Annotated in this window: 22 protein-coding genes and 2 riboswitches; of the genes, 11 read left to right on the top strand and 11 right to left on the bottom strand. The window is 41.1% G+C overall.

The features are described 5' to 3' along the window. Positions 1-160: 160 nt before the first annotated feature. From C1A12_RS09360 to C1A12_RS09370, 3 genes are all read left to right on the top strand, one after another. Complete coding sequence (locus C1A12_RS09360; protein ID WP_101843615.1) at positions 161-688, top strand: YcxB family protein; 528 nt, start codon at positions 161-163, stop codon at positions 686-688. A 182-nt stretch (positions 689-870) separates the two neighbouring features. Next, on the top strand, positions 871-1,308 hold the full coding sequence (locus C1A12_RS09365) for an SRPBCC domain-containing protein (RefSeq protein WP_101843616.1): 438 nt from the start codon (positions 871-873) through the stop codon (positions 1,306-1,308). Next, positions 1,308-1,625, top strand: coding sequence for a helix-turn-helix transcriptional regulator (locus C1A12_RS09370; RefSeq protein ID WP_101843617.1), 318 nt, complete (start codon positions 1,308-1,310; stop codon positions 1,623-1,625). Before C1A12_RS09365 ends, C1A12_RS09370 begins: the two co-directional genes overlap by 1 nt. A 41-nt stretch (positions 1,626-1,666) precedes the next feature. Here the strand turns inward: C1A12_RS09370 and C1A12_RS21095 are convergent, their stop codons facing one another. From C1A12_RS21095 to C1A12_RS09385, 4 genes are all read right to left on the bottom strand, one after another. Continuing rightward, positions 1,667-1,807 (bottom strand): hypothetical protein, encoded by a 141-nt coding sequence (locus C1A12_RS21095; RefSeq protein WP_159462177.1) that lies wholly within the window; start codon positions 1,805-1,807, stop codon positions 1,667-1,669. Positions 1,808-1,871: 64 nt separating this feature from the next. After that, positions 1,872-2,450 carry a DNA-3-methyladenine glycosylase gene (locus tag C1A12_RS09375; protein ID WP_101843618.1) on the bottom strand — a complete coding sequence of 193 codons (579 nt, stop codon included), beginning with the start codon at positions 2,448-2,450 and terminating at the stop codon, positions 1,872-1,874. A 426-nt stretch (positions 2,451-2,876) separates the two neighbouring features. Then, the gene (locus tag C1A12_RS09380; protein ID WP_101843619.1) at positions 2,877-3,062 is read right to left on the bottom strand and encodes an H-type small acid-soluble spore protein; all 186 of its coding nucleotides are present in this window, start codon (positions 3,060-3,062) and stop codon (positions 2,877-2,879) included. A 101-nt stretch (positions 3,063-3,163) separates the two neighbouring features. Beyond that, positions 3,164-3,559, bottom strand: a complete 396-nt coding sequence (locus C1A12_RS09385; protein WP_101843620.1) for an SET domain-containing protein — start codon at positions 3,557-3,559, stop codon at positions 3,164-3,166. A gap of 160 nt (positions 3,560-3,719) precedes the next feature. Between C1A12_RS09385 and C1A12_RS09390 the strand changes: the two genes are divergently transcribed. The 3 genes from C1A12_RS09390 (at position 3,720) to C1A12_RS09400 (ending at position 6,420) form a co-directional block, all read left to right on the top strand. Then, a complete protein-coding gene (locus C1A12_RS09390) occupies positions 3,720-4,799 on the top strand; it encodes an aromatic acid exporter family protein (protein ID WP_101843621.1) in 1,080 nt (359 codons plus the stop codon). 104 nt (positions 4,800-4,903) lie between these two features. Continuing rightward, the gene (locus C1A12_RS09395) at positions 4,904-5,752 is read left to right on the top strand and encodes a protein-glutamine gamma-glutamyltransferase (RefSeq protein ID WP_101843622.1); all 849 of its coding nucleotides are present in this window, start codon (positions 4,904-4,906) and stop codon (positions 5,750-5,752) included. A gap of 137 nt (positions 5,753-5,889) precedes the next feature. Beyond that, complete coding sequence (locus tag C1A12_RS09400; protein WP_101843623.1) at positions 5,890-6,420, top strand: DinB family protein; 531 nt, start codon at positions 5,890-5,892, stop codon at positions 6,418-6,420. A gap of 140 nt (positions 6,421-6,560) precedes the next feature. On the opposite strand, the gene C1A12_RS09405 is transcribed toward C1A12_RS09400, so the two are convergent. The 5 genes from C1A12_RS09405 to C1A12_RS09425 form a co-directional block, all read right to left on the bottom strand. Beyond that, positions 6,561-7,082 carry a hypothetical protein gene (locus C1A12_RS09405; RefSeq protein ID WP_101843624.1) on the bottom strand — a complete coding sequence of 174 codons (522 nt, stop codon included), beginning with the start codon at positions 7,080-7,082 and terminating at the stop codon, positions 6,561-6,563. Between the two features lie 402 nt (positions 7,083-7,484). Then, positions 7,485-9,791 carry a 5-methyltetrahydropteroyltriglutamate--homocysteine S-methyltransferase gene (gene metE / locus C1A12_RS09410; protein ID WP_101843625.1) on the bottom strand — a complete coding sequence of 769 codons (2,307 nt, stop codon included), beginning with the start codon at positions 9,789-9,791 and terminating at the stop codon, positions 7,485-7,487. Positions 9,792-9,924: 133 nt separating this feature from the next. Further along, positions 9,925-10,123, bottom strand: a riboswitch (cobalamin riboswitch). 62 nt (positions 10,124-10,185) lie between these two features. After that, a riboswitch (SAM riboswitch) is annotated at positions 10,186-10,291 on the bottom strand. Between the two features lie 85 nt (positions 10,292-10,376). Then, positions 10,377-11,846 (bottom strand): NarK family nitrate/nitrite MFS transporter, encoded by a 1,470-nt coding sequence (locus tag C1A12_RS09415; protein WP_101843627.1) that lies wholly within the window; start codon positions 11,844-11,846, stop codon positions 10,377-10,379. A 155-nt stretch (positions 11,847-12,001) separates the two neighbouring features. After that, entirely contained in the window at positions 12,002-13,210 is a 1,209-nt protein-coding gene (locus C1A12_RS09420; protein ID WP_101843628.1) for a Bcr/CflA family efflux MFS transporter, read from the bottom strand. A gap of 176 nt (positions 13,211-13,386) precedes the next feature. Further along, positions 13,387-14,163 carry a C40 family peptidase gene (locus tag C1A12_RS09425; RefSeq protein ID WP_101843629.1) on the bottom strand — a complete coding sequence of 259 codons (777 nt, stop codon included), beginning with the start codon at positions 14,161-14,163 and terminating at the stop codon, positions 13,387-13,389. 310 nt (positions 14,164-14,473) lie between these two features. On the opposite strand from C1A12_RS09425, the gene C1A12_RS09430 reads away from it, so the two are divergent. Then, positions 14,474-14,971: a GNAT family N-acetyltransferase gene (locus C1A12_RS09430; RefSeq protein ID WP_101843631.1), complete on the top strand. Its 498-nt coding sequence runs from the start codon at positions 14,474-14,476 to the stop codon at positions 14,969-14,971. A 219-nt stretch (positions 14,972-15,190) separates the two neighbouring features. Here the strand turns inward: C1A12_RS09430 and C1A12_RS09435 are convergent, their stop codons facing one another. Both C1A12_RS09435 and C1A12_RS09440 read right to left on the bottom strand, forming a co-directional pair. Continuing rightward, positions 15,191-16,378, bottom strand: coding sequence for an acyl-CoA dehydrogenase family protein (locus C1A12_RS09435; protein WP_101843632.1), 1,188 nt, complete (start codon positions 16,376-16,378; stop codon positions 15,191-15,193). Positions 16,379-16,390: 12 nt separating this feature from the next. Further along, positions 16,391-17,575, bottom strand: a complete 1,185-nt coding sequence (locus tag C1A12_RS09440; RefSeq protein ID WP_101844840.1) for a CaiB/BaiF CoA-transferase family protein — start codon at positions 17,573-17,575, stop codon at positions 16,391-16,393. Positions 17,576-17,835: 260 nt separating this feature from the next. Here C1A12_RS09440 and C1A12_RS09445 point away from each other — a divergent pair, with 260 nt between their 5' ends. The 4 genes from C1A12_RS09445 to C1A12_RS09460 are packed head-to-tail and all read left to right on the top strand — an operon-like array spanning position 17,836 to position 23,384. Then, positions 17,836-19,011, top strand: a complete 1,176-nt coding sequence (locus C1A12_RS09445) for an aminotransferase class I/II-fold pyridoxal phosphate-dependent enzyme (RefSeq protein ID WP_235001579.1) — start codon at positions 17,836-17,838, stop codon at positions 19,009-19,011. A gap of 23 nt (positions 19,012-19,034) precedes the next feature. Continuing rightward, positions 19,035-20,663, top strand: coding sequence for a thiamine pyrophosphate-dependent enzyme (locus C1A12_RS09450; RefSeq protein WP_101844844.1), 1,629 nt, complete (start codon positions 19,035-19,037; stop codon positions 20,661-20,663). Between the two features lie 33 nt (positions 20,664-20,696). Beyond that, positions 20,697-22,199 (top strand): aldehyde dehydrogenase family protein, encoded by a 1,503-nt coding sequence (locus C1A12_RS09455; protein ID WP_101843633.1) that lies wholly within the window; start codon positions 20,697-20,699, stop codon positions 22,197-22,199. A gap of 30 nt (positions 22,200-22,229) precedes the next feature. Next, entirely contained in the window at positions 22,230-23,384 is a 1,155-nt protein-coding gene (locus C1A12_RS09460; RefSeq protein ID WP_101843634.1) for a saccharopine dehydrogenase family protein, read from the top strand. Positions 23,385-23,436 lie beyond the last annotated feature (52 nt).

A 23,436-nucleotide genomic window follows, 5' to 3' on the forward strand; every position in this document is an offset into this window, starting at 1 on the left:
TAAGAGATAAATAAAGAAGAATTGCAGAAACTTGAAGTAAGGCATAATACCGAGTTCTGATAACCTTTCGTGGAGGATGGATTTTAAGATGATTTTTTAACAAAAAACGAGCGCTTCATGATAAGCTAAGAAAGGAATTGTGCTTTTGAGGAGTGGTGTCATGAAGGAAAATCAAAAAATCTCGGTCAGCGGCAAATTGACATCAGCAGATTATAGAAGGCATAGCAATTATCATATGAAAAAGGTCAAGCTGTTCTATTTTGCAGCTGCATTCGCTTTATTCTTCTTTGTTAGCTTTCAGTCAATGGAAGCTCCGCTTTTGTTTTCTATTATTTTCACTGCTGTTGTTTCCTTTTTGTTAGCAGGGTTTATGGTGTTATTTCTCGTACTAATGATAAATTTAAGAGCTTCGAGAGAGTATAAAAAGAACTCAGCTCTTCAGCAGGAGGTCAATTATGTTTTCCGTCCGGGAATCATTCAGCAGAAAACAAGGAATTCAATGAACCGTTATGCCTGGACAGATATTATCTCTATTTATGAACAGCAGGATTTGTTTCAACTTTATCTTTCCAAGCAAAGTGCTATGATTCTGCCAAAATGGTTTTTCCAATCTAAGGAAGAAATCATTGCTTTTAAAAAAATGATTCAAAAATATGCCGACACTAAACAAATAAAATTAAAAGATTAACAAGTATGCAAAAAAGGCGGGTCTCACATATAGATCTGCCTTTGGTTTTTTAGTCAGGAAAAAAGTCATCTTGTGATTTTATGTGCCACCTCATCATGAGGAGGCAGTTTGAAATATAACCAATAGGTGTTACAATTAATTATAACACCTATTGGTTATATTTTTGAGGAGGAGAATAGCAGATGACACAATCTTCGAATGATAAGGTTCCTGAAATAAAAAAGAAAGCTTTGTTTGATGCTCCGATTGAACGCGTATGGAAAGCTGTAGCTACATCTGAAGGAATTGAGGAGTGGTTTATGCCGAACGATTTCAAACCTGTTGAAGGGTATAAGTTTACAATTAAGTCTCAATTTGAAGATTCGCCTTGTCAGGTGGTTACAGTGAATAAACCATATGAACTTTCCTTTACCTGGGGCGACCGGGGGTGGGTCGTCTCTTTTTATTTGAAAGAAGTAGAGAATAGGAAGACAGAATTTACATTAGTGCATTCCGGCTGGGGTCAGCCAGAAGAAGTTATGAGCGTAACATCAAAAACTCAGTTGGATACACGTAATACCATGAATAAAGGATGGGAAATGATTGTTCATGAGAAACTGAGAAAGGCAGTAGAAGGCTGATGGATGTCCGTCAATCACATGATGTATATCAGGCTATTGCTGATCCTGCGAGGCGAAAAATACTTCAGATGTTAGCCAATGAGGAGTATTCTATTAAGGCAATAAGTAAACATTTTGAATTTACTCGGACGGCCGTGGTAAAGCATTTAAATGTACTTGAAGAGGCACGGCTGGTAAAACCGAGAAAGTCCGGCAGGGAGAAAATTTATTCTCTGCAGCCTGATGAACTTATGGAAGTGAGGGATTGGTTGAGCTTCTTCGACCAATACTGGGATAATAAAATCGATAAACTTAAACATATTGTCGAGGAGGAATAATAATAGTCCAGTATCTGGAGTGAGCAGATACTGGACATTTTTTATTGATCGCTGGTTTCTTTGTGAAATGGCTGATCGCCTTCCCAGGCAATCAATACTTTCCCAATTTCTTTTTCTAAACTTGATAATTTTTCTCTTTCAGTTTCAGTAAGGCGGGCTAAATGATAGTCACCTTTGTTCATTTAAAGGAACCTCCTTATAGATATCTACTTTAAGTATTAACTAAATAAGGAGGTCTATTCGGAATTATTTAGAAACAAATTTATTATTGGTTACCCAGAAACGCCATGGAAAATCACGGGCTTCGCCTGAATTCTCAATCCCAATCCGGGTCCCTTGTGAAATACTGACAGGAGAGAAGCCGGAGGTTAGGTAAAGAGGAGGAGTGAGGTAGGAGCGGCCGTAATCCTCTTTTGTAATTCCCAGAGCTTTGGTTAATTTTCCTGGTCCGTTCGTTAAGTCTTTTTCCTTTTTATCTCCACGCCTTTCATACATGAGTTTGATTCCTTCTACCGGTTCTACGGCTCGTATGAGCACAGCTTCCGGGCTTCCCTCCACACCGCTGACTACGTTGACAAGACAATGAGTATGCATAACATACGTGTAAGCAAAGCCGGCAGGACCAAACATGACTTCTGTCCGTTTTGTTCTTTTATAGTTGTAGCTGTGCGCTGCACGATCAACAGGACCAATATACGCTTCAGTTTCAACTATATAACCTGAAGCTGTTCCTGATGTGGTTTCTTTCACCAGGCGGCACCCTAACAGGGATCTGGCCAGCTCAAGAGTAGGTTGATTATAAAATTCCTTTGGCAGGAGATCCATTACAAAACACACCTCTTTAATCGTTATAGTGTTGTCCCTTGAAATTTCTAAGGAGATCTCGGGTAGATCGTCAGGACGATAAAATAAGAAAAGTTCGTGTTATTCCCTCTTAGAATTCATGATTCATCGTATCATTGTATCATCATAAACTTATTTATGCTTATTTCGGATTGTTTATATTTATCCCATCAGGACCTTTATTCAAAATGAAAATGGTAAGGCAAAAAAGGATTTCCAGACGTCTGGGCTCATTACTAAAAGTGGGGGGGAATTAAGGAAGCTGAATGCAGAAGACATTTACTTTGAGGGAGCTACAGATTCTTCAAGAGAAGGAGCTGCAATTGGTTGAGATCAAGTCTCAGGGAATTAATAAACGTAACATATATAAAAACGGCATCCACAATTGAAGGGATGCCGTTTTTTAGTTTAATGCTCTAATTCCTTTAACTCGTATAGCGGAACTTCCTGGATGATATTAGGCTGATCCATTGGATGAACACGAGCTGTTTCATTTCTTTCAATGACTTCTTCAATATAGACTTCTCTTTCTTCATGCGTAACATTAATCATTTCGGGGGAGTGGAAAATCTCTTTAGCACGTTCCTTATTCATTCAAAAGACCTCCTTTAGAGTATATGTTTAATTTTGGCCCGAAGCTGGAATTATATGCAGGCAAAAAAAAGCACCTCCTATATAGAGGTGCGAGGGATAATTCATTCGTTATTTTCATTATTCTCTTCATTAAACCAAAGGGGATCGTTATTTTCGACTTCGCCATTATAGTTAATGAATATTTCTTCCCCTTCCTTGATGTCTGAGAATGCATAGAAATCAAATGAATCGTTATCAAAATTAATTCTGTAATCAGCATTAGGCTGATAAGAGTGATTAAACATCATTCCATACCCTAGGAGGAATGCTGTGTGGTTGGAACCATATTCAAACGCATAATCAGCAAGATATGTTTTCTCTATATGTTTATGTTCACTATTAGGATAAGGCAGTACTGGAGCTTGGTGAATAAGTTCATTTTTTTGTATGTTTCTGGTAGCAAATACACCTTTATTGGATTCATCTGCTGTGATTGAAGATTTTCTTACTTCGATCATATCCTCACCTGCATTTCTTTTTCAATTTGGTGGTTCCTCTACAGTCTGACATGTGCTTTGTAAGAATGCAATTGATGGAATATTCTATCAAATTAGATATGATAAAATTAATTAAAGCATGTTCTATCAGCTCTTATTAATACATATGGAAGTGAGTAATATGAAGAACTTAATTGAATCGTTGAAAAATTATCAACTTTTTGGCGGACGAACGCTGAAAACAGGCATATCCGTTTTTATTACGGCACTGATTTGCGGGTTTTTTAATTTACCTGTTGTTTTCGCAGTTATAACAGCAATTGTGACGATTGAGCATACAGCTGCTGACTCCATAAAAAAAGCGATGATTCGTTTTCCGGCTTCAGCCATCGGTGCTCTGCTAGCAACTTCCTTCTATGCTATATTTGGAAAAAGTGCAATCACCTTTGCGTTAGCCGCCATGCTGACAATTGCTATTTGTCACAAGTTAAAACTGGATGATGGAATTTTAGTAGCAGCCATAACTGCTACTGCCATGATTCCTGATTTTCAGGATCACCATTTTATCTCTTTTTTCACAAGATTAGGAACGACATCTATTGGAATTGTAGTGTCAACGGCGGTGAATTTTTTCCTGCTTCCCCCTAACTACACCCCCGGGATTTATCGAAATATAAATGCTTTATTTAATCAAGCAGCAAAACTGCTTGAACGTATAGTTATGGGAGGGAAAAAAGATTTAAAAGAAAGGAACTGGAATATAAGCCGCTCCTACCGTCAGTTAACAGCACGTTTAGAGAAGACTTATCAACTTTCTCAATTTCAACGGGAAGAGTGGAAATATCACAAACATACAAAAGACGAAATGCGATCCTTTCAATTTGCTCAAAGAAAGTTGGCCGCTCTACAGCAAATTGCTTATCACCTCGGTAATTTACAATATGTGAAAGTACAGCTTAAAGATTTTAATCAAAAGGAACGTGAATTGATAGAAACAGTGACGGCCTCTTACATTAAAATACTAGTCGATCCGGCGCACAATATAGGTGAAGAACATTTTCAGCTGGTGGAGAAGCTGGACCGTTTATTCTGGGAATGGAAAGAAAACCATGTGGTGAAGGAAGGCCGTTTCCGACAGCACCTGCCCCCTCAAACGATTTTAATCTATGAACTGCTTAGTTTTCATGATGTGCTTGAGGAGTTGACTGAGTTGTGTAAATCTCATCCAAAGACCATCGAACGATGTTATATTAAATCATAAAATCTTGGTTCCTGGGACATTTCCTTTGAGTTGGTCATTGGATCCCTTTAGTTGAATAGGTTTGTAATAATGAAAGTAATTATTCGATCAACGGAGGGGATTAAATGATTCAAATAGGAGGACGGCTTGTTGAACCAGATGAAATAAATGCAGCCAACAGTGAAGAAGAGATGATTGTTAGAATTATGAGCTCCTCCCAGAATGTGTATGCTTTTCATTCGATGGATGCCTTGAAGTTCGAGTTAAGAGTTCGCAGAAGCATTCTGAGAAGCGCAGAGTTAATGAACCAGAGTGAAGTGAAATTTGCTACTTTCGATACCACACGCAGTGATCCTCGGTATTGGATCGTAACGAATTATGGAGCCATTCGATTACGGCCGGGTGTAAAACCATCGGCGGCTATTCAAGATATATATTCCAACAGCCGCGAATATGCATTTGAATGTGCCGGGGCGATGTTGATTATTTATTATCACGCAGTATTAAATGTAATTGGTGAATCGGCTTTTAATTTTTTATTTCCTGATATTTATATTTACAGCTGGCATGCCGATAGTGACCTTGGGTTATATCCAGTGTATACACGGCGTTTCTTACCCGGAGATATCGTCTATTTTGATAATCCCGATTTTGATCCACAAGCACCACAGTGGAGAGGGGAAAATGCTGTATTTCTTGGGAATGACCTTTATTTTGGACATGGGCTGGGAATTTTATCTGCTGAGCAAATGGTGATAACACTTAACGAGCTGAGACGGCCGGATGCGGGCAGGTCTTCTTACTTAACAAATCTTGTCGTTCGTCTGAACTACACTCATATGCAGCAATTTGCCGGAAGTGGGAGAGCTTATCCTCGGCGTAAATACCAGCCGGCTTTGATTTTACACAACGAGAACTCTATTCCTTATGAACGCTACCGGTATTATATGAACAAAATTTTTAAAAGAATATAAAAGCAATAGGGAATGAATGGCTTATTAATGGCAATTCAGGTTGTTGAGAAGGTCTCTACAACCTGTTTTTTGCGTTTGGTATTTTTATGACAGAACTTCTATAATTGATTTAACAAGTCGGAGAGGGGAATCTTGACATGAATTTTACAATGAAGGAATCAGTGGAAGTGCTGGAACGAACGCCTCCCACTCTTAAAAATTTTATAACGGGATTATCTGTCGGCTGGCTGCAGTGTAACGAAGGAGAAGGAACATGGACAATTCGAGAGGTAATTGCTCATTTAATTGAAGCGGAGAAATATAACTGGATCCCTCGAATTTCATTTATTCTCAAGGAAGAAATGACCGTTCCTTTTCCTGCATTTGATCGCTTCTCTCATCTCCATCTTAAAAGAATAGAACCTATTGAGTATAAGTTAGAGGAGTTTGCCTCACTTCGAAAGGATAATCTTCGCAGACTTGAAGAGTTAGTAGATACAGAAGCAAAACTAGAACTTAAAGGAAGTCATCCTGCCTTCGGGGAAGTAAAGGTAAAAGAGTTGATCTCTACCTGGGCCGTACATGATTTAACCCATATTTCACAAATGGTAAGGGTGATGGCTGAAAGGTATCGAGAGGATGTGGGACCCTGGGCCTCATATTTAGGAATTTTACACAGAAAATCTTGAGCAGTGGCAGGGAGAAATGGCATGTGGCCATTGGAAGATCTTTGAGGAAGAGGGAGTAGAGGGGGATTTCTAAAAAAAGAAACCGGACAGGGTAAGGGATCAACCTGTCCGGTTTCTATGTAATAAAGGCTGCAAACTGTTTATTTATGGCGCGGCTGTTGTAGGATTTTGCTTTCACCAAAGTTGTTTAAAGGTGATTCAGAGGGGAAAGGGATGAACTCCTCGCTCTTTTTGGAATCAGAAAGGTTTTGTTTTCCTAAAGATTTGTACCTGATATGAAATTCTTCTTCAAATTCAGGAATCTCTTTTGCAGAGTCTGAGGAAGACTGTTCCATACCAGAAATCCAAGTTTCAAATTTGTACGTTCCCCGGTCAATGATTTCACACAGATCCTCAAGAGATAGAGTTAACTCAATCAGACAGTCCAAACCATTTCTTAAAATAATTCCTCTTTCTTTAGCCTGTTCGATTGAATGTTCTAATCGGTAAGGTTTATCGTGATAATTAAATTCGATAAAGCAGCTGCTGCGATCCCAATTAAAAGTGAAATCCTCAATTTTTAATCGTTTGATCACCTTTACAAGTTTTTTCTCGCAAATATACTGTTCCTTATGGGGCATCCATTTGTACAACGTGTTTTTAAAAAATCCTTTTTTAAACATCACTTTCTCCTTTCTTTTGTGTCTCGCGAAAAGTTGCATAGATTTATTGCTATTTACTCTATAACTTCTACAAAGACTTAAAGATCCCTGCAATAATCGTTTTACACTTATTGCGGTTTTTCTACAAAAATCGGGAAGAAGATGAAACCCTATCAAAGAAAAAGCGTGATACTGAAACACGATATTGCACTCAAAAACCAATACAGTAATTAGATATGATAAAGGAAACGTTTATTTTGATGACTTTATGAGATCCAAGAAAACCAGCAGAGATGCCGTCCGCTTTCGAATAGAAGGAATCGAATAGCAAAATTGAAGTCGGTCTTACCACAGTCTATCTGTTGCACCACAGAGTGCCTTCGAGCCGTATGGGTAACTTTGGATCCTCCACTATAACAGAGACTATTCGCCTTTTACATATATATCTTCATTAATTCTTTCACGAACACGATTGGCAGCTTCAACCATGTTGAGAAGCGCCTCAGTTGTTTCATGAACACCTCTTGTTTTTAGTCCACAATCCGGGTTGACCCAGAATTGGCGTGGATTAAGAACCTTTAATGCCCGCCAAATACTTTTTTCTATTTCTTCTACTGACGGAACTCTGGGGCTGTGGATATCATATACACCAAGCCCGATTTCTTTCCTGTAAGAAGTCTTTTCAAAGTCTGAAACTAATTCGCCGTGACTTCGTGCAGCTTCGATAGATATGACGTCGGCATCCAGTTGATTAATCGTATCCATGATTTCTCCAAATTCCGAATAACACATGTGTGTATGAATTTGGGTTTTATCTTTTACTTTTGAGGTGGCCAGTTTAAAAGCATAGACAGCTTCATTCAAGTACTCTTGTTGTTTATAAGGCTTAAGCGGCAAGCCTTCACGTAATGCTGGTTCATCTACTTGAATCATATGGACGTTATTTTCTTCTAAAGCTTTGATTTCTTTTTGTAAAGCTAAAGCAATTTGTTTAGTAACATCATATTTGCTTATATCTTCTCGAACGAATGACCAATTTAAAATTGTGATCGGCCCGGTGAGCATGCCTTTAACCGGTTTGTCTGTTAGCGATTGAGCAAAGGCGATTTCGTTGACAGTCATTGGCGAGTTTAAAGCGACATCACCGTAAATAACAGGAGGCTTTACACAGCGGGAACCATAGGATTGTACCCAGGCATATCGGGTAAAGGCAAATCCATCTAGTTTCTCACCAAAAAACTCTACCATATCGTTTCGTTCGAATTCCCCGTGAATTAATACATCTAAACCGATCTCTTCCTGACGGTCAATCCACTCTTCCATGCTTGAATTGATGAAATGTTGATATTCCTCATCGGACCACTCGTTTCTTCGCCACTTTAATCTCGCCTGGCGGATTTCAGAAGTTTGAGGCAGACTTCCGATTGTTGTAGTAGGTAAGAGGGGCAGCTTAAAATATGCCTGTTGTTTTTTTTGCCGTGTTTCATATGGGTGATCCCGGTTCGGTTCAACTCCTTTCCAAAACTCAACTTCTTTCTGTACGTTATGTTTATTTCTGCTGTCGGAATTCATAAGTCGATCGAGAGACTGTGCCTGGAGGCTTAATCTTTCTTTAATGATTTCTTCTCCTTTGTGCAAACCTTCCGACAATATTGATATTTCTTCTATTTTTTGATCAGCAAAAGCTAAAGCGTCTTTTAAATGTGGCTCCAGTTCTTTTTCAGTTTCTACAGTTACCGGAACATGCAGGAGACTGCAGGACGGCTGAATCAGAATATTTTTCTTATCTACAATTGAGGAAATGATGTTCAACTTCTCTAAGGCTGCCTGTAAGTCACTTTTCCAAATATTACGGCCATTGACTATGCCGGCGGCAAGTAATTTATTTTCAGGAAAACCATATTCCTTCAAAGAGTGAAGGTTGGCATCCTCATCATGAACAAAATCAAGTCCGATTCCTGCCACGGGAAGATTTACAATTTCTTTATAGTTTTCAATTGACTCAAAGTAGGTCTGAAGAATTACCTTTAGGGATGAAAGCTCCTTATCGAAAGCTTGATATACTTCCTTAAAATAAGAAAGATCTTCCTCGGACAGCGATGTAGATAAAATCGGTTCATCAACTTGTACCCAGTCTGCTCCTTCTCTTTCCAGTTCCTGAAGAACTTGAACATAAAGAGGGAGTAGTTTTCTTAGAATAGCAGGGAATTCTTTTTGTTCGTAACCTTTCGCTAACTTTAAAAAGGTTATAGGTCCTAATAGAACAGGTTTGCTCTTAATCCCTAGCTGTTCAGCTTCTTTAAAATAGGTAAGCAGCCGGTTCTCATCTAAAAATGGTTCGTCTTCAGGCTGTATTTCAGGGACAATATAATGATAATTGGTATTGAACCATTTGGTCATCTCTGAAGCGACTGCATCTTTATTTCCTCTGGCGATATCGAAATAGGTTTGTAAACTACTTTTATTCTCGTCTTTGAATCGTTCAGGGATCAATCCAAACATAAATGAAGTATCAAGAACGTGATCATAAAAGCTGAAATCACCTACAGGAATCAAATCAATTCCCTTGTCCTGCTGCTTTTTTAAGTTAATCAATCTAAGCTTCTTCAATTCCGTTTGAAGTTCGGATTCTGATAGATTTCCTTTCCAGAACTGTTCAAGTGCTTTTTTCCATTCCCGCATTTCTCCAATTCTGGGATAACCAATAGTAGATGTCTTAGGCATACTCATTCCTCCTGTTATTATTAAACAAATAAAAAATCTCTCCTAATAGAAGAGAGATTGTAAAGCCCATCTTTAATAAAGTCTGTAGAGACAGACTGGTCCAAATAAAGCGGCATACACCTCCCTATTCCTCGTAGGTAATAGTGTGAAATCGCCAGGCAGGTCTCCTGACTCAAGTTCTTCACACCCTGCGTCTTCCCATCTGCTTTGATAGTGACGTTCTCTGCAGGATGCTCCCTTTTACAGTGGCGGGACCGTGCCGGATTTTCACCGGTCTTCCCTTTTAAGCTGAATAAGCTGCCTTATGCTTATCCAACACCTGAGCGACTTTCGTTATTTTGTTTTATTCAGGATAGGTATGAAAAAAACCTCTCAAGCTGAGAGGTTTTCATACGCACCTCTCTTATCTTCCAAAGCCATAGCTTTGCTGGAATTAGCACCACAATCATAGATTGATCGGTTGCCGGGCTTCATTGGGCCAGTCCCTCCGCCTCTCTAAATAAGAGAATCTATTGAATTGTTATAAGCCTAGCATGAGAGGGGAAAGCTGTCAACGTAATTTAAGTGATTAAATTCGTTGCATACCATACTTTAAATCGCAACCTCTTTGCCGGACTTTTCCGTTTTTTCTTCGGCAGCTGGTACTTTCTCTTTACTATGTTCTTTGCCGGGCTCGTTTAAGAAGAAACAAGTGATGAAGCAGCAGAATGCCATAATTGATATTCCTAAGAAAAATAAAGATGGATTTAAGAGTCCAAGAATAGCAAGGAATAACACGGAACCGACACTTCCGTACGCACCGACCATTCCAGCCACTTGCCCTGTCAGTCGTTTTTTTACTAATGGAACCATAGAAAAAACAGCACCCTCACCAGCCTGTACAAAGAAAGAACAAGTCATTGTTAATAGGACGGCAGCAGCGATGGGCCAGTTAGATCCTATCTGTGACATACATAAGTAGGCAGCAGAAGTAGCAGCCAGTAGTATAATTAACGTCTTCTTTCTTCCAAATTTATCGCTCAGCCAGCCCCCGCCCGGCCGTGCTACAAGATTCATAAAAGCAAAAGAACTTGCAATCATCCCGGCACCGGCCACTCCCATGCTGAAGGTAGCTTCAAAAAACATGGGAAGCATAGAGATGACGGCCAGTTCGGATCCGAATGTGATAAAGTAAGCGAAATCTAAGATGGCTACTTGTTTAAATGAATACTGTTCTTTGGCAGGAACACCTTTTCTTAAGTGGTCACGGTTAACGGTCCAGATTTTATACAAGTTATATCCATATACAGCTGCTAAAGCTGTATAAACTGCCACAGCTATTTGATTTGAAATAAGAGATGTATTGCTTAACTGCCAGGTAATCAAAGCCAGGGCCGCATAAAGAGGAATTGACATGAGCATTAGGGCTGCCATGCTTTTGTAGCTTGTTACCTCCATAGCACCGCTTCTCCTGGGCTTTTTGAACTCTTTTTGGGACGGTGTGTTTTCTACTGATTTGAAATAAATAAATGAATAGACAATACATAGAACGCCTGTTAATGCTATGGCCATACGCCAGCCATTTTCACCGCCGAACAACAAGGCAAGAAGGGGAAGGGAAAAGGCTGCCGCTGAAGAACCGAAATTGCCCCATCCACCATAAATGCCTTCCGCTAAACCAAGATGTTTAGAAGGAAACCATTCAGATACCATGCGGATTCCTATAACAAAACCGGCTCCTACAACAGAGAGCAGGGCACGAGCCATAAATAACTGCCAAAATGAATCCGCAAACGCGAACCAGAAGCAGGGGATGCTCGCAAAGATAAGCAGCGCAGCGTACACGTGCTTTGGACCGAACCGATCCACAAGCATACCAATAATTATTCTTGCTGGAATCGTCAATGCAACGTTGATCGAGAGTAATACACCAATTTCTTCATTGGATAACTGTAATGCTTTCTGAATCGTTGAAGCAAAAGGAGCCATATTAAACCAGACAACGAAACTTAAAAAGAAAGCAAATGTTGTCATAAATAATATTTTTTTGTTTCCTTTGTAAATATTTTGTTCTTCAACCATAACCAAACCTCCAGTTTTTATAATATACTGATTATTTCAAAAAGAGGACATCATGTCACAGTTTGTGTTAGGTTTTCTTACATATAAAATAAAAATTAAGGCGTTTTTCCCATGACAAAAATGACCGTTTCCTTATGAGGAAACGGTCAGGTCAATTAGGCAGCTGCCTGCTTATATTTTTTTGTTAAAGTGAAAAAAGTAATTGAGCCAATCGCGGCGGTTGTAAACAATACAGTTCCCATTGGAATGGCAGTCGATTCATTAATCCCTACTAAAGGAGAAACCATGGAGCCGAATAAAAGAGGCAGCATTCCTAACACGGCGCTTGCGCTTCCTGCCCGATGACTCTGATGCTCCATTGCTAAAGTGAAAGTACTTGTCAAGACCATTCCCATAGCAGTCATATAAATGAATATCGGGATGACAAGAGTCGGAAGAGGGCCTTCAATGATCGTCATGATGAGAAGGAAGGAGGTTGCTGATACTGCTGTGAGAATCGCGGTTCTCAGCAGAGTCCTTTCATGAATAATACCGCCTAAACGTCCAATGATAAAGCTCCCTGATATAATTGCAAGTCCATTAATCCCAAATAGTATACTAAACACTTGTGGGGAAACCCCATAAATATCCTGATAAACAAAAGGTGTTCCTGAGACATAGGCGAAACTGCCTCCGTGAACAAAACCAATTGTCAAAGCATAGCCGATAAATGATCGATCTTTAAATAAACTGCCTATGGTCCGGATTGAATCTTTTAACGTACTCGGAATTCTTCTTTCTGGAGGCAGGGTTTCTGGTAAACGTAAAGATATGACAAGAACAATTAATAAACCGAGTATACTTAGAAAATAAAAAATTGTATGCCAGCTGGAAAATGGCAGGAGCAGTATACCGCCTCCAGCCATGGGAGCAATCATAGGGGCGGTGGCATTGATCACCATGAGCAGGGCAAAGAACTTAGTCAGTTCTCTACCGCTAAATACATCTCTGACTACAGCCCTTGAAAGTACCACACCCGCCGAAGCTGTAAATCCCTGTAAGAAACGGGCTGCAATCAGGGTGAAAATGTTGGGAGCCAGCGCACAAAGTAAAGAGGAGACGGCGAATAAAAAGATGGATATCATTAATGGTCTCCTTCTTCCTTGCGCATCGCTTATCGTCCCGACTACCAACTGTCCTACTGCCAGCCCGATTAAACAAGTTGTTAAACTAAGCTGTACAAGGGAAGCACTTGCATTTAAGTCACTCGCGATTCCGGGAAAACTCGGCAGGTACATATCGATATTAAGGGGACCGAGTATTCCAAGCATTCCAAGCAGGAAAGCAAGGCCTATACGTTCTTTTCCTGTAGGATTGTGTATCATGTTTATTGGCACCTTTCTAGTATTGTTTTAATAGAGTAGTTTTTAAGTTTGGCAATTTTTCAATCTAATAACTATACAATATTTAGGCCGAAAACAAAAGAACAACGAATTCAATTTTCTCCTGTTATCCTAAAAAAGCCAGTGCGATTTCGCACTGGCTTGCTACTCTATATTTATTATTGAAAGGACTTAACGCCTAAATAATGATCTTGCCAATAGTCGATACTCATATCTGCAACTTCGACCCCATTACTTCCAGAGTGAATCATTTGATTATCCCCAATATAAATTCCGCTGTGAGATGCTCCTTCTGTGTTATAAGTTCCTTCAAAGAATACAACATCTCCAACTTCTGGAGAATCTACTTGGACACCGTCATTTAACCACATGTCGCTTTCTTTACGGTGAAGGTCGACGCCTACCTGTTCAAACACATGAAGAATAAAACCACTGCTGTCCATCCCTTCAGGTGTAGTTCCTCCCCATACATAAGGAGTTCCAATTAAGTCTTCTGCAATGGAGACAACGTCAGATTGAGAAGTGGACTCATCCTTGGATGGCTCTTCAATATCAGCTTCTTGGTCTTCCTCAATGCTGTTTTCTGAGAGCGTGGATAATGCAGATTTTGTTTCCGGTCCTACAATGCCGTCAACAGCTAATCCTTCTTCAGATTGAAAAGATTCAACTGCATCTTCTGTAATAGGTCCGTAGATACCGTCTATGTTCGCTGTGTAATAGCCTTGAGTTTTTAATTCATCCTGGACGGATTCTACTTCTGACCCTCGGTCACCGCTGTGTAATATTTGAGAAGGTTCTGAAGAGCTGCTGGACTCAGAAGAACCCGGATCCGCTTTCGCCGAAACATTTTCTGCTAACACTGGTGTAAGTGCCAAAGAAGTGATTAACGCGGAAGAAACCACATACTTTCGCATTGACTGAGATGACTTTGCCATGATAAATCCTCCTAAGATTTGAGTTTTTCAGTTTGAAAAAATAAAAACATATAGCTCAACTATAGAGGATTATATGTAATCCTAACCTAATTAAAGAAAGGTTGACTAATTCATTCCTATGTTTTTTCAAACTAGATCCTAGTCTAACAGATAAAACTAGATAGAAGGTTTCACTGAGATTAAGCTGATTTTATAATACATTTACAGTAGGATGTTTGACTGCATCCATTAAGGTAGAATTGGTAACGACTTCACAAGTGGTCTATACATTAAATTAATATGATTAAATGGAGAACGGGAGAGAAACGGGATGGTAATAAGAGAAATAAAAAATTCTGATGCAGAAAATTTAGCAAGCCTCACTTACCAGGTTGAGAACAGCTCTCAGTATATGCTTTGGGAGGCGGGAGAAAGAGTGAATCAGGCTGAAAACTATTTGAAGCTGATTGAACGTATTAGAAGGGAAATAAACTCAGTCATATTAGTTGCTGAAAAGGAAAATCAATTGGTTGGTTATGTGTGTGCTTTTGGTGGAAGTGCGAAGAGAAATAAACATTCGGCATACATTGTTATTGGAATTTTAAAGGGATTTAGAGGACAGGGGCTCGGTTCAAAGTTATTTAATGAACTGGAACATTGGGCTAAGCATCACAACATTCGAAGGTTAGAACTGACTGTTGTCACAGAGAATGAACCAGCTTTGTCATTATATAAGAATAAAGGTTTTAAAATAGAAGGAGCTAAAAGGAAGGCCTTGTATATTGAGAGTGAATTTGTTGACGAATATTATATGTCAAAACTTTTATAATCTATCTTCAAAGGTTGGAGTATGGGTGTATGGGGGCTGCATGAAAAGAGGCTGAGCAGAAGTTAAGGATCATTTGGTGGTTATTCCACCAGGGCTCGAGGCTCATCCGGAGCCCTCCCACGAAAAAAGAAAGGGTCCTATAACCCTTCCAGCAGGAAAACAGCTTGTGGAAACAAGCAGTATTTCCACAAGCTGCATCACTTTCCCGATAAGAATTGGCTATCCTCTCCAGGCAGGCAGCATTTGACTGAGTGGTTTATCTTTTCGATACCCAAGTACATATTCAGCCTGCATAATCGTATGAATCTCTCGTGTTCCTTCGTAAATTACAGGGGCTTTTGAATTCCGCAAATAACGTTCGACCGGGTATTCGTTAGAGTAGCCGTATGCCCCGTGAATTTGTACAGCATCATCAGCCGCCTGATTGGCAAAATCACACGCCTGCCATTTAGCAAGGGAGGTTTCGCGTGTGTTTCTTACTCCTTTATTCTTAAGTTCACCAGCTCGATAGACGAGAAGCCGGCTCATTTGCAAGCCTGCTTCCATTTTTGCGATCATTTGCTGCACAAGCTGATGCTTTCCTATCTCTTTACCGAAGGTTTTGCGATTGTGACAGTAATCTACGCAAGATTCAAGGCAGGCCATGATTTGTCCGCATGCCCCCGCTGCTACGGTAAACCGTCCATTATCTAATGCTGCCATTGCAATTTTAAATCCGTCACCTTCATTTCCCAGTAGGTTCTGTTTCGGTACTTTTACTTGATCAAAGAATAGTTCACCAGTGTTTCCCGCTCGGATACCAAGCTTGCCTTTTGTAGCTTTGGAAGAGAAGCCCTCCATTGTCCGTTCGACGATGAAGGCTGATATGCCATTGTGTCTCTTGTTCTTGTCGGTATAAGCAAATACGAGGAAGTGATCAGCATTGTCACACAATGAAATCCAGGTTTTTTGTCCGTTCAATACGTAATAATCGCCTTCTCGTTTAGCGGTTGATTGTAAGGAGGCTACGTCAGATCCAGCACCAGGTTCAGTTAATCCAAATGCTCCGATCTTCTTGCCGGTTGCTTGAGACACTAAATATTTTTGCTTCTGCTCTTCAGTTCCCCATTGCAATAAGGTCATGCTGTTAAGTCCTGTGTGTACAGAAACCGCTGTACGAAAAGCTGTATCTCCTCTCTCCAGCTCTTCACATACAATCGCCAGGGAATTATAATCCATCCCGCTTCCACCGTAGTTCTCTGGAATACAGACGCCCATTAATCCCAAATCTGCAAGCTTAGATAGAATGTTTTTGTCAAAGTATCCTTTTGCATCCCATTCTCCGATGAAAGGCATGATTTCACAATCAACAAAGTCTTTGACCGTTTTTCGGAGTAATATTTGTTCATCGCTAAAATCAAAGTTCATCATTACCACTCCTTAAATAATACACTTTTTTCTTAACTCCTCTATTTCCTTCGCATTATACCCTAACGAGTGGAGAATCTCAGTTGAATGTTCCCCGGGATCTGGTGGATGTTTTTGTGCTTTCACAGGTGTACGGGACAGCTTGATAGGACTTCCGATCATTTTAATTTCTCCAGCTGTAGGATGGGCAGCGTGAATAAACATGTTCCTTGCATTTAACTGCGGATCGCACGCTACATCTTCTAACGTCTGAATAGCTCCGAATGGGACGTTAGCTTCGTGGCATTTATCCCTCCAGTAATCCGTAGGTTTGGATAGGAAGGCCTTTTGTAAAATTTCAGTAAGTGAGTCCCGGTGGGTGACCCGGTCTGGGTTGGTATGAAAACGATGGTCTCCAGCTAGGTCAGGGAGTTGAATTATCTTACACAAGGACCTGAACTGTGTATCATTCCCAACGGCTATTACCATTTCCCCGTCAGAAGATGAGAAAGTTTGATAGGGAACAATGTTGGCGTGATGACTGCCAAGTCTTTTTGGCACGGATCCAGCCATTAAATAATTGCTTCCAATATTAACCAAGGCGCTCACGGCAGAATCATAAAGCGAGAGATCAATCTTTTGACCGCTTCCTGATTGATATCTTTCCAACAAAGCAGCTTGTATGGCAATACCCGCATATAATCCTGTCAGGATGTCTGTTATAGCGACCCCCATTTTTTGAGGTCCTGAGGATTTATCGCCGGTAATACTCATTAATCCGCTCATCGCTTGTATGATGAAGTCGTAGCCAGGCAGATTTTTATAAGGCCCGGTTTCTCCAAACCCCGTAATCGAGCAGTAGATTAGCTTTGGGTTCCGTTTTTTTAATACCGGGTATGAAAGTCCCAGGCGTTCCATTGTCCCGGTTTTAAAGTTATGAATAATCACATCGCTTTTTTCTGATAGTTTCTTAACAATTTCCTTGCCTTTTTCTGTTTTTAAATCGACGGTCAGGCTTTTTTTATTACGGTTGGCACATAAATAGTACGCACTTACTCCTTCTTGAAATGGAGGCCCCCATCTTCTTGTTTCATCACTTCCGCCTGGCGCTTCTATCTTAATTACCTCTGCACCGAGATCACCTAATATCATGGAACAGTAAGGACCTGCCAGCACACGCGTTAAGTCCAGTATCGTAATACCCGAGAGGGCAGTCATGGTTTCATCACTTCCTTTCTGAATAAGGAAAAAGTCAGCCGAACCCATACAATGTATGAATCCAACTGACTTGGGATCTGCTGGGGTCAGGGCATACGGATTAGGTTTGTCCCACACTTTACCCTATTCTCCGTTAGATAAGAGTATGACCGGGATATGCTTTAAAAGCAAAAAGACCTATCATGAAAAAGTTTTTTCCCTAATAGGATAGATTAATGGGACAACCATTAAAAATGATCTTTTAATAAGGGGGTGGATGTGTGAAATATGGTTCGAGCCAGGTAAACCGCTTGCCGCCATATTTATTCTCTGTTTTTCAGCAGAAGAAAAAGGAGCTAGAGGCACGGGGGATGGACATTATCGATTTAGGGATCGGGGCGCCGGATCTTCCGACTCCTCCTTTCATTATAGAAAGGTTAATAGAAGAGGCAAAAAAACCAGAAAATCATAAATATTCTCCATATGGAGGCTGTGCTGAATTTAAACAAGCTGTAGCTTCCTTCTATAAACGCCATTATAACGTAGAATTAGATCCTGATACCGAGGTTCATGCTCTGATTGGTTCAAAGGAAGGAATTGCGCATTTAATCCAGGCCGTGCTGGATCCGGGTGATTATGTACTCCTCCCTGATCCAGGTTATCCAGTTTACCAATCAGCTGTTCATTTAGCTTACGGAGTGGCTTCACCATTTAAGCTTGTAGAAGAACACGGATATATTCCGCAATTCAAGCAAATAAGGGCTTCCGAACTTAACCGGGCAAAGCTCATGCTGCTTAACTATCCGAGTAATCCAACAGGAGCTACCGTGGAAATTGGTGTGTTTACTGAAGCGGTTGATTTTGCCCGAAAAAATAAACTATCTCTCATTCATGACGCAGCTTATGACTTGGTGACTTTTTCAACGTATAAGTCGCCTAGCATCTTACAGGTGCCAGGAGCCAAAGAGGTGGCTGTTGAATTTGGTTCATTGTCAAAGAGCTTTAACATGGCGGGGTGGAGACTCGGATATGTAGTTGGCAATAAAGACTTAATTCAAGCGTTGGCAGTAGTAAAGAGCAATACAGATACGAGCCAATTTCTAGCTATCCAGAAAGCGGGAGCAGAAGCTTTACAAAGTGACCTTACAGCAGTGAAGGAAAATAACCGAATCTATTATGACCGTATGAAACTTATGGTTAATGCTCTACAGGAAATGGGTCTTACAGCCGGTGAACCAAGAGGTACTTTCTTTGTCTGGGCCAAAGTTCCGGCAAGTTTTACCTCTCAATCCTTTGCAGAAAAATTATTAGAGGAGGCCGGGGTGATCGTAACACCGGGGAACGCTTTTGGTGCCGGAGGAGAAGGGTATGTAAGAATTTCTCTTTCAACTCCAGTTCATCGATTAAGAGAAGCAGTAAAACGTATGAAAAAAATGAATGGAGGCGGGGCTCCTTGAAGATCCCAAATCAATCTCAGCTGATGACAAGTGCTCAAGCCATTGTCAAGTGTATTAAGCTTGAAAACATTCAAAAGGTATTTTGTGTGCCTGGTGAAAGTTATTTACCTGTAATGGACGCTATATATGATGAGACGAGCATTGAATTGATTTCTTCGAGGCACGAAGGGGGAGCCTCATTCATGGCTGAGGGGTTTGCGAAAGCCAGTGGCAAACCAGGGGTTGTATTAGCCACGAGAGGCGTTGGTGGATCCAATCTTACCATAGGTGTCCATACCGCCTACCAGGATTCTACACCGATGGTCGTATTCTTAGGCCAAGTCCACAGCTTATTTAGAGGAAGAGAGGGGTTTCAGGAAGTAGAATTGGAAGATTTCTTTGCACCTATTGCTAAATGGACGGTAGAAATCAAGCACCCTTCTAGAGTTCCTGAACTCGTTCAACGGGCTTTTCGCATTGCTAAAACCGGTCGACCGGGCCCTGTAGTGGTGTCGCTGCCAGAGGATCTGCTCAATGAAAAGGCTGAAATGACATTTAAAAAACCAGCTGTCAGACCGAGACCATGTCCTTCTCCTGACGAAGTAAAAGAAATGGAATTATTGCTTCAAAACTCTGAACGCCCTGTCGTTATTGCCGGAGGCGGGGTGAAATGTGCTGGAGCTGAGAATGAGTTGACTGAATTTGCTGAAAAGTTCAATTTGCCTGTAGTATCAGCCTTTCGCCGTCATGACGTCTTTCCCAACCAAAATCGCCTTTATGCGGGGCATCTGGGTTTAGGTGTGAAGCCGCAGATAACGGAAACAGTAAAAAAAGCCGATGTGGTCGTTGCTCTCGGGACAAGGTTGTCAGAAGTCACTACTCAGGACTACTCTATTTTGAACAATGGACAGTCTCTCGTTCACATCGATATTGATTATGAAACATTAGGCAAGGTCTATCCTCCCGACATAGGAATAATAGCTGATGTGAAGGAAGCATTACAATGTCTTATGGCGTTAAAGCTTAGAGCAGGGTGGCAATTATGGACAGAGCAGTGCCGCTCTGCTTATGTTCAAACGTTACATCCACAAAAAAAACAAACGAATTATAACATTATTTCTACGCTTCAAAAACACTTGCCTGCCGATGCTGTTGTGACAAATGATGCTGGAAACTTTGCAGGCTGGCTTCATACCTATTTTCAATTTAATCAAAAGCAAACTTATGTCGGTCCGACTTCGGGAGCGATGGGTTACGGTATGCCTGCTGCCGTAGGAGTGAAACTTGCCACACCTGATAGAACAGTAGTTTCGATTTCGGGGGACGGCGGATTTATGATGACGATGCAGGAGCTGGAGACCGCTGTACGTTATAAGGTCCCGATTATTAGTATTGTTTTTAATAATCAGATGTATGGGACGATCCGTATGCACCAGGAGATTCACTTCCCATATAAAATCATTGGAACACAATTAGGTTACGTGCCGTTTTACAGACTGGCTCAGGATTTAGGAGCTGAAGGATTTTATGTAAAAACACCGGAAGAATTTGAGACAGTATTAATTAAGGCTCTGTCATCCGAGGGTCCAGTAGTTATAGAAATAGAGTATAAGCGGGAAGACATTTCCGTTTCCTCTACAATTGAACAAATTAGAAACAAATCTGGAAAATAATAAAAGTCGCCTTATTAAAGGAGGATCTCGTCTATGAGTTTAAAACTGATAAAAGAGGAGAAGCTGCTTAACTTTATCGATGGAGAATGGAAAGAGCCTTCGAGTGATGAATATACGAAAGTTTACAATCCAGCTAATCTTGAACTCCTCGTTCAAGTCCCTTTGTCGCGTGCACAGGATGTTCAAGACGCAGTACAAACTGCTAAACAAGCCCAGAAAAGCTGGGCGCTCGTGCCAGCTCCTCAGCGTGCTGAAGTGTTATTTAGGGTTGGAACTCTTATGAAGGAGCGGAAAGAGAGATTATCCCAGCTGTTGACGATGGAGAACGGAAAAGTAATTGAGGAAGCACGTGGGGAAGTTCAGGAAGGTATTGACATGGCTTTTTACATGGCAGGAGAAGGTCGGCGCTTATTTGGTCAAACCACCCCGTCTGAGCTGAAGGATAAATTTGCAATGAGTGTCCGCGCACCTGTGGGGGTCGTTGGCATTATTACCCCATGGAATTTCCCGATTGCCATTGCCACATGGAAGTCATTTCCTGCCATTGTAGCTGGAAATGCAGTTGTATGGAAACCGGCAACAGAAACTCCGATTATGGCTTATGAATTAGCCCGCATCTTTCAAGAAGCAGGTTTGCCCAAAGGTGTAGTTAATGTTGTGTTCGGATCAGGTTCAACTGTTGGAGAAGCAATGATTGAACAAGATGACATACGGGTCATTTCTTTCACCGGATCCAATGAAGTAGGACGTGAAATTGCTGGTAAGTGTGGACAGCGACTGAAAAAAGTGTCTCTTGAGATGGGTGGAAAGAATGCAGTTATCGTAATGGAGGATGCTGACTTATCTCTGGCGGTAGAAGGAATTCTATGGAGTGCGTATGGTACCAGTGGTCAGCGCTGTACGGCTTGCAGCCGGGTAATGGTTCACGAAAGTGTAAAAGAAGAATTGGAGGACCGCCTGCAAAGTGAGATTGCGAAACTTACGATTGGAAACGGGTTAGACGAATCAATAAAAGTCGGTCCGATTATCAATAGAAGCGGAATAGAAAAAATAAAAAATTATATTCAAATTGGTAAAGAGGAAGGGGCTGAACTTCTCACGGGGGGATATGTTTTAAACTCAGGGGAGCACAGGAAAGGGAATTATTTTGCTCCAACACTATTTACGAATGTTACTGGGGATATGCGTATAGCGCAGGAGGAGATTTTTGGTCCTGTAGTCTCACTGATTCCGGTAAAGAACATGGAGGAAGCTGTGGCGATTAACAACAGTGTAGAATACGGGTTATCGAGTTCGATTTTCACGCGCGATGTGAATAAAGTATTTGCGGCCCAGCGAGATTTAGACACCGGGATTGTATATGTAAATGCAGGAACTACAGGGGCTGAGATTCATCTGCCGTTTGGGGGAACGAAAGGGACAGGCAATGGGCATCGGGATTCAGGTGTGGCCGCGCTTGATGTGTTTACAGAATGGAAAGCAGTATACGTGGATTTCAGTGGAAAATTACAGCGTGCTCAAATTGATGTGGAATAGCTTTGCTCAGCTGTTGAAAGGAGACAGACTATGAAAGTAGCTGTATTAGGATCTGGTTTAATGGGGAAAGAAGCGGCTCGCGATTTAGTCCAAAGCGCAGGTGTAATTAAGGTCGGACTTGCCGACATTGATATAAACCGGGCAGAAGCTGCGGCTCGAGTGATAAACTCGACTAAGCTGCAAGCCTATAAAGTGGATGCAGGGAACGCAGGTGAATTAGCGGCATTTATTAGGGAATATGACGTAGTGATTAATGCGTTATTTTACTCTTTTAATGAAATGGTTGCTCGTACAGCTATAGATGTGGGAGTCAGTTCCGTTGATTTAGGGGGCCACATTGGGCACATTACTGACCGGGTACTGAGGCTGAATGATAAAGCGAAGTCTGCAAATGTAACCATCGTACCTGATCTAGGGGTAGCACCTGGAATGATCAATATTCTTTCGGGATATGGTGCGGGTAAGCTTGACGAACTACAATCCATTCGATTGTTCGTCGGCGGTATTCCTGTTCAGCCGGAGCCGCCGTTGGAATATAATCACGTCTTCTCGATGGAGGGGTTGTTCGATCATTATACTGATCCATCAACTATCATACGGGATGGCAAAAAGGTGGAAGTGCCTTCGTTATCAGAAGTCGAACGTCTTTATTTTGATCGGTTCGGACCGTTGGAAGCATTTCACACATCCGGGGGAACTTCTACATTATTAGGATCCTACCCTGAGATTAACACGCTGGAATATAAAACGATCCGTTACCCGGGACATGCAGAAAAAATGAAGCTTCTCGTAGATTTGAAATTAACGAGAAATGACTATGAAGTGGACGTAAATGGTATAAAAGTGAAGCCGCGTGAGGTGCTGCTTAAAACCCTTGATCCAATTGTAGATCTAAAGGATAAAGATGATGCTGTTCTGCTGCGCGTATGCGTAGGCGGACAGAAAGATGAGTTAAGCTCGACTTATCAATATGAAATGGTTACGTATAAAGATCGTGTGCATCAAGTCACGGCAATGGCAAGGGCGACAGCTAATACGATCTCCGTTGTTGCTCAAATGATTGCCGGCCGATTTATTACAAAGTCAGGAGTTCTTCCCCCTGAGCAGGTTGTTCCAGGTGACTTGTATATTGCTGAAATGGCGAAAAGAGGAGTGGTTATATCAGAAGAACTTCTGCAGCCATAAAGGCAAAACCAGCCCCAAGTCCTGCTTAGGGGCTGGTTTAATTTTGGGTTGA

The organism is Halobacillus sp. Marseille-P3879, assembly GCF_900240285.1.
GTDB lineage: Bacteria > Bacillota > Bacilli > Bacillales > Halobacillaceae > Halobacillus_A.

Bases quoted from the DNA above. Each gene is read 5' to 3' on its own strand.
- C1A12_RS09360 (WP_101843615.1), top strand. From the start codon at position 161: ATGAAGGAAAATCAAAAAATCTCGGTCAGCGGCAAATTGACATCAGCA.
- C1A12_RS09375 (WP_101843618.1), bottom strand. From the start codon at position 2,450: ATGGATCTCCTGCCAAAGGAATTTTATAATCAACCTACTCTTGAGCTG.
- C1A12_RS09460 (WP_101843634.1), top strand. From the start codon at position 22,230: ATGAAAGTAGCTGTATTAGGATCTGGTTTAATGGGGAAAGAAGCGGCT.
- C1A12_RS09430 (WP_101843631.1), top strand. From the start codon at position 14,474: ATGGTAATAAGAGAAATAAAAAATTCTGATGCAGAAAATTTAGCAAGC.
- C1A12_RS09405 (WP_101843624.1), bottom strand. From the start codon at position 7,082: ATGTTTAAAAAAGGATTTTTTAAAAACACGTTGTACAAATGGATGCCC.
- C1A12_RS21095 (WP_159462177.1), bottom strand. From the start codon at position 1,807: ATGAACAAAGGTGACTATCATTTAGCCCGCCTTACTGAAACTGAAAGA.
- C1A12_RS09455 (WP_101843633.1), top strand. From the start codon at position 20,697: ATGAGTTTAAAACTGATAAAAGAGGAGAAGCTGCTTAACTTTATCGAT.
- C1A12_RS09390 (WP_101843621.1), top strand. From the start codon at position 3,720: ATGAAGAACTTAATTGAATCGTTGAAAAATTATCAACTTTTTGGCGGA.
- C1A12_RS09395 (WP_101843622.1), top strand. From the start codon at position 4,904: ATGATTCAAATAGGAGGACGGCTTGTTGAACCAGATGAAATAAATGCA.
- C1A12_RS09380 (WP_101843619.1), bottom strand. From the start codon at position 3,062: ATGAATAAGGAACGTGCTAAAGAGATTTTCCACTCCCCCGAAATGATT.
- C1A12_RS09450 (WP_101844844.1), top strand. From the start codon at position 19,035: ATGACAAGTGCTCAAGCCATTGTCAAGTGTATTAAGCTTGAAAACATT.
- C1A12_RS09440 (WP_101844840.1), bottom strand. From the start codon at position 17,575: ATGACTGCCCTCTCGGGTATTACGATACTGGACTTAACGCGTGTGCTG.
- C1A12_RS09415 (WP_101843627.1), bottom strand. From the start codon at position 11,846: ATGGTTGAAGAACAAAATATTTACAAAGGAAACAAAAAAATATTATTT.
- C1A12_RS09435 (WP_101843632.1), bottom strand. From the start codon at position 16,378: ATGAACTTTGATTTTAGCGATGAACAAATATTACTCCGAAAAACGGTC.
- C1A12_RS09365 (WP_101843616.1), top strand. From the start codon at position 871: ATGACACAATCTTCGAATGATAAGGTTCCTGAAATAAAAAAGAAAGCT.
- C1A12_RS09420 (WP_101843628.1), bottom strand. From the start codon at position 13,210: ATGATACACAATCCTACAGGAAAAGAACGTATAGGCCTTGCTTTCCTG.
- C1A12_RS09370 (WP_101843617.1), top strand. From the start codon at position 1,308: ATGGATGTCCGTCAATCACATGATGTATATCAGGCTATTGCTGATCCT.
- C1A12_RS09400 (WP_101843623.1), top strand. From the start codon at position 5,890: ATGAATTTTACAATGAAGGAATCAGTGGAAGTGCTGGAACGAACGCCT.
- C1A12_RS09425 (WP_101843629.1), bottom strand. From the start codon at position 14,163: ATGGCAAAGTCATCTCAGTCAATGCGAAAGTATGTGGTTTCTTCCGCG.
- metE (WP_101843625.1), bottom strand. From the start codon at position 9,791: ATGAGTATGCCTAAGACATCTACTATTGGTTATCCCAGAATTGGAGAA.
- C1A12_RS09385 (WP_101843620.1), bottom strand. From the start codon at position 3,559: ATGATCGAAGTAAGAAAATCTTCAATCACAGCAGATGAATCCAATAAA.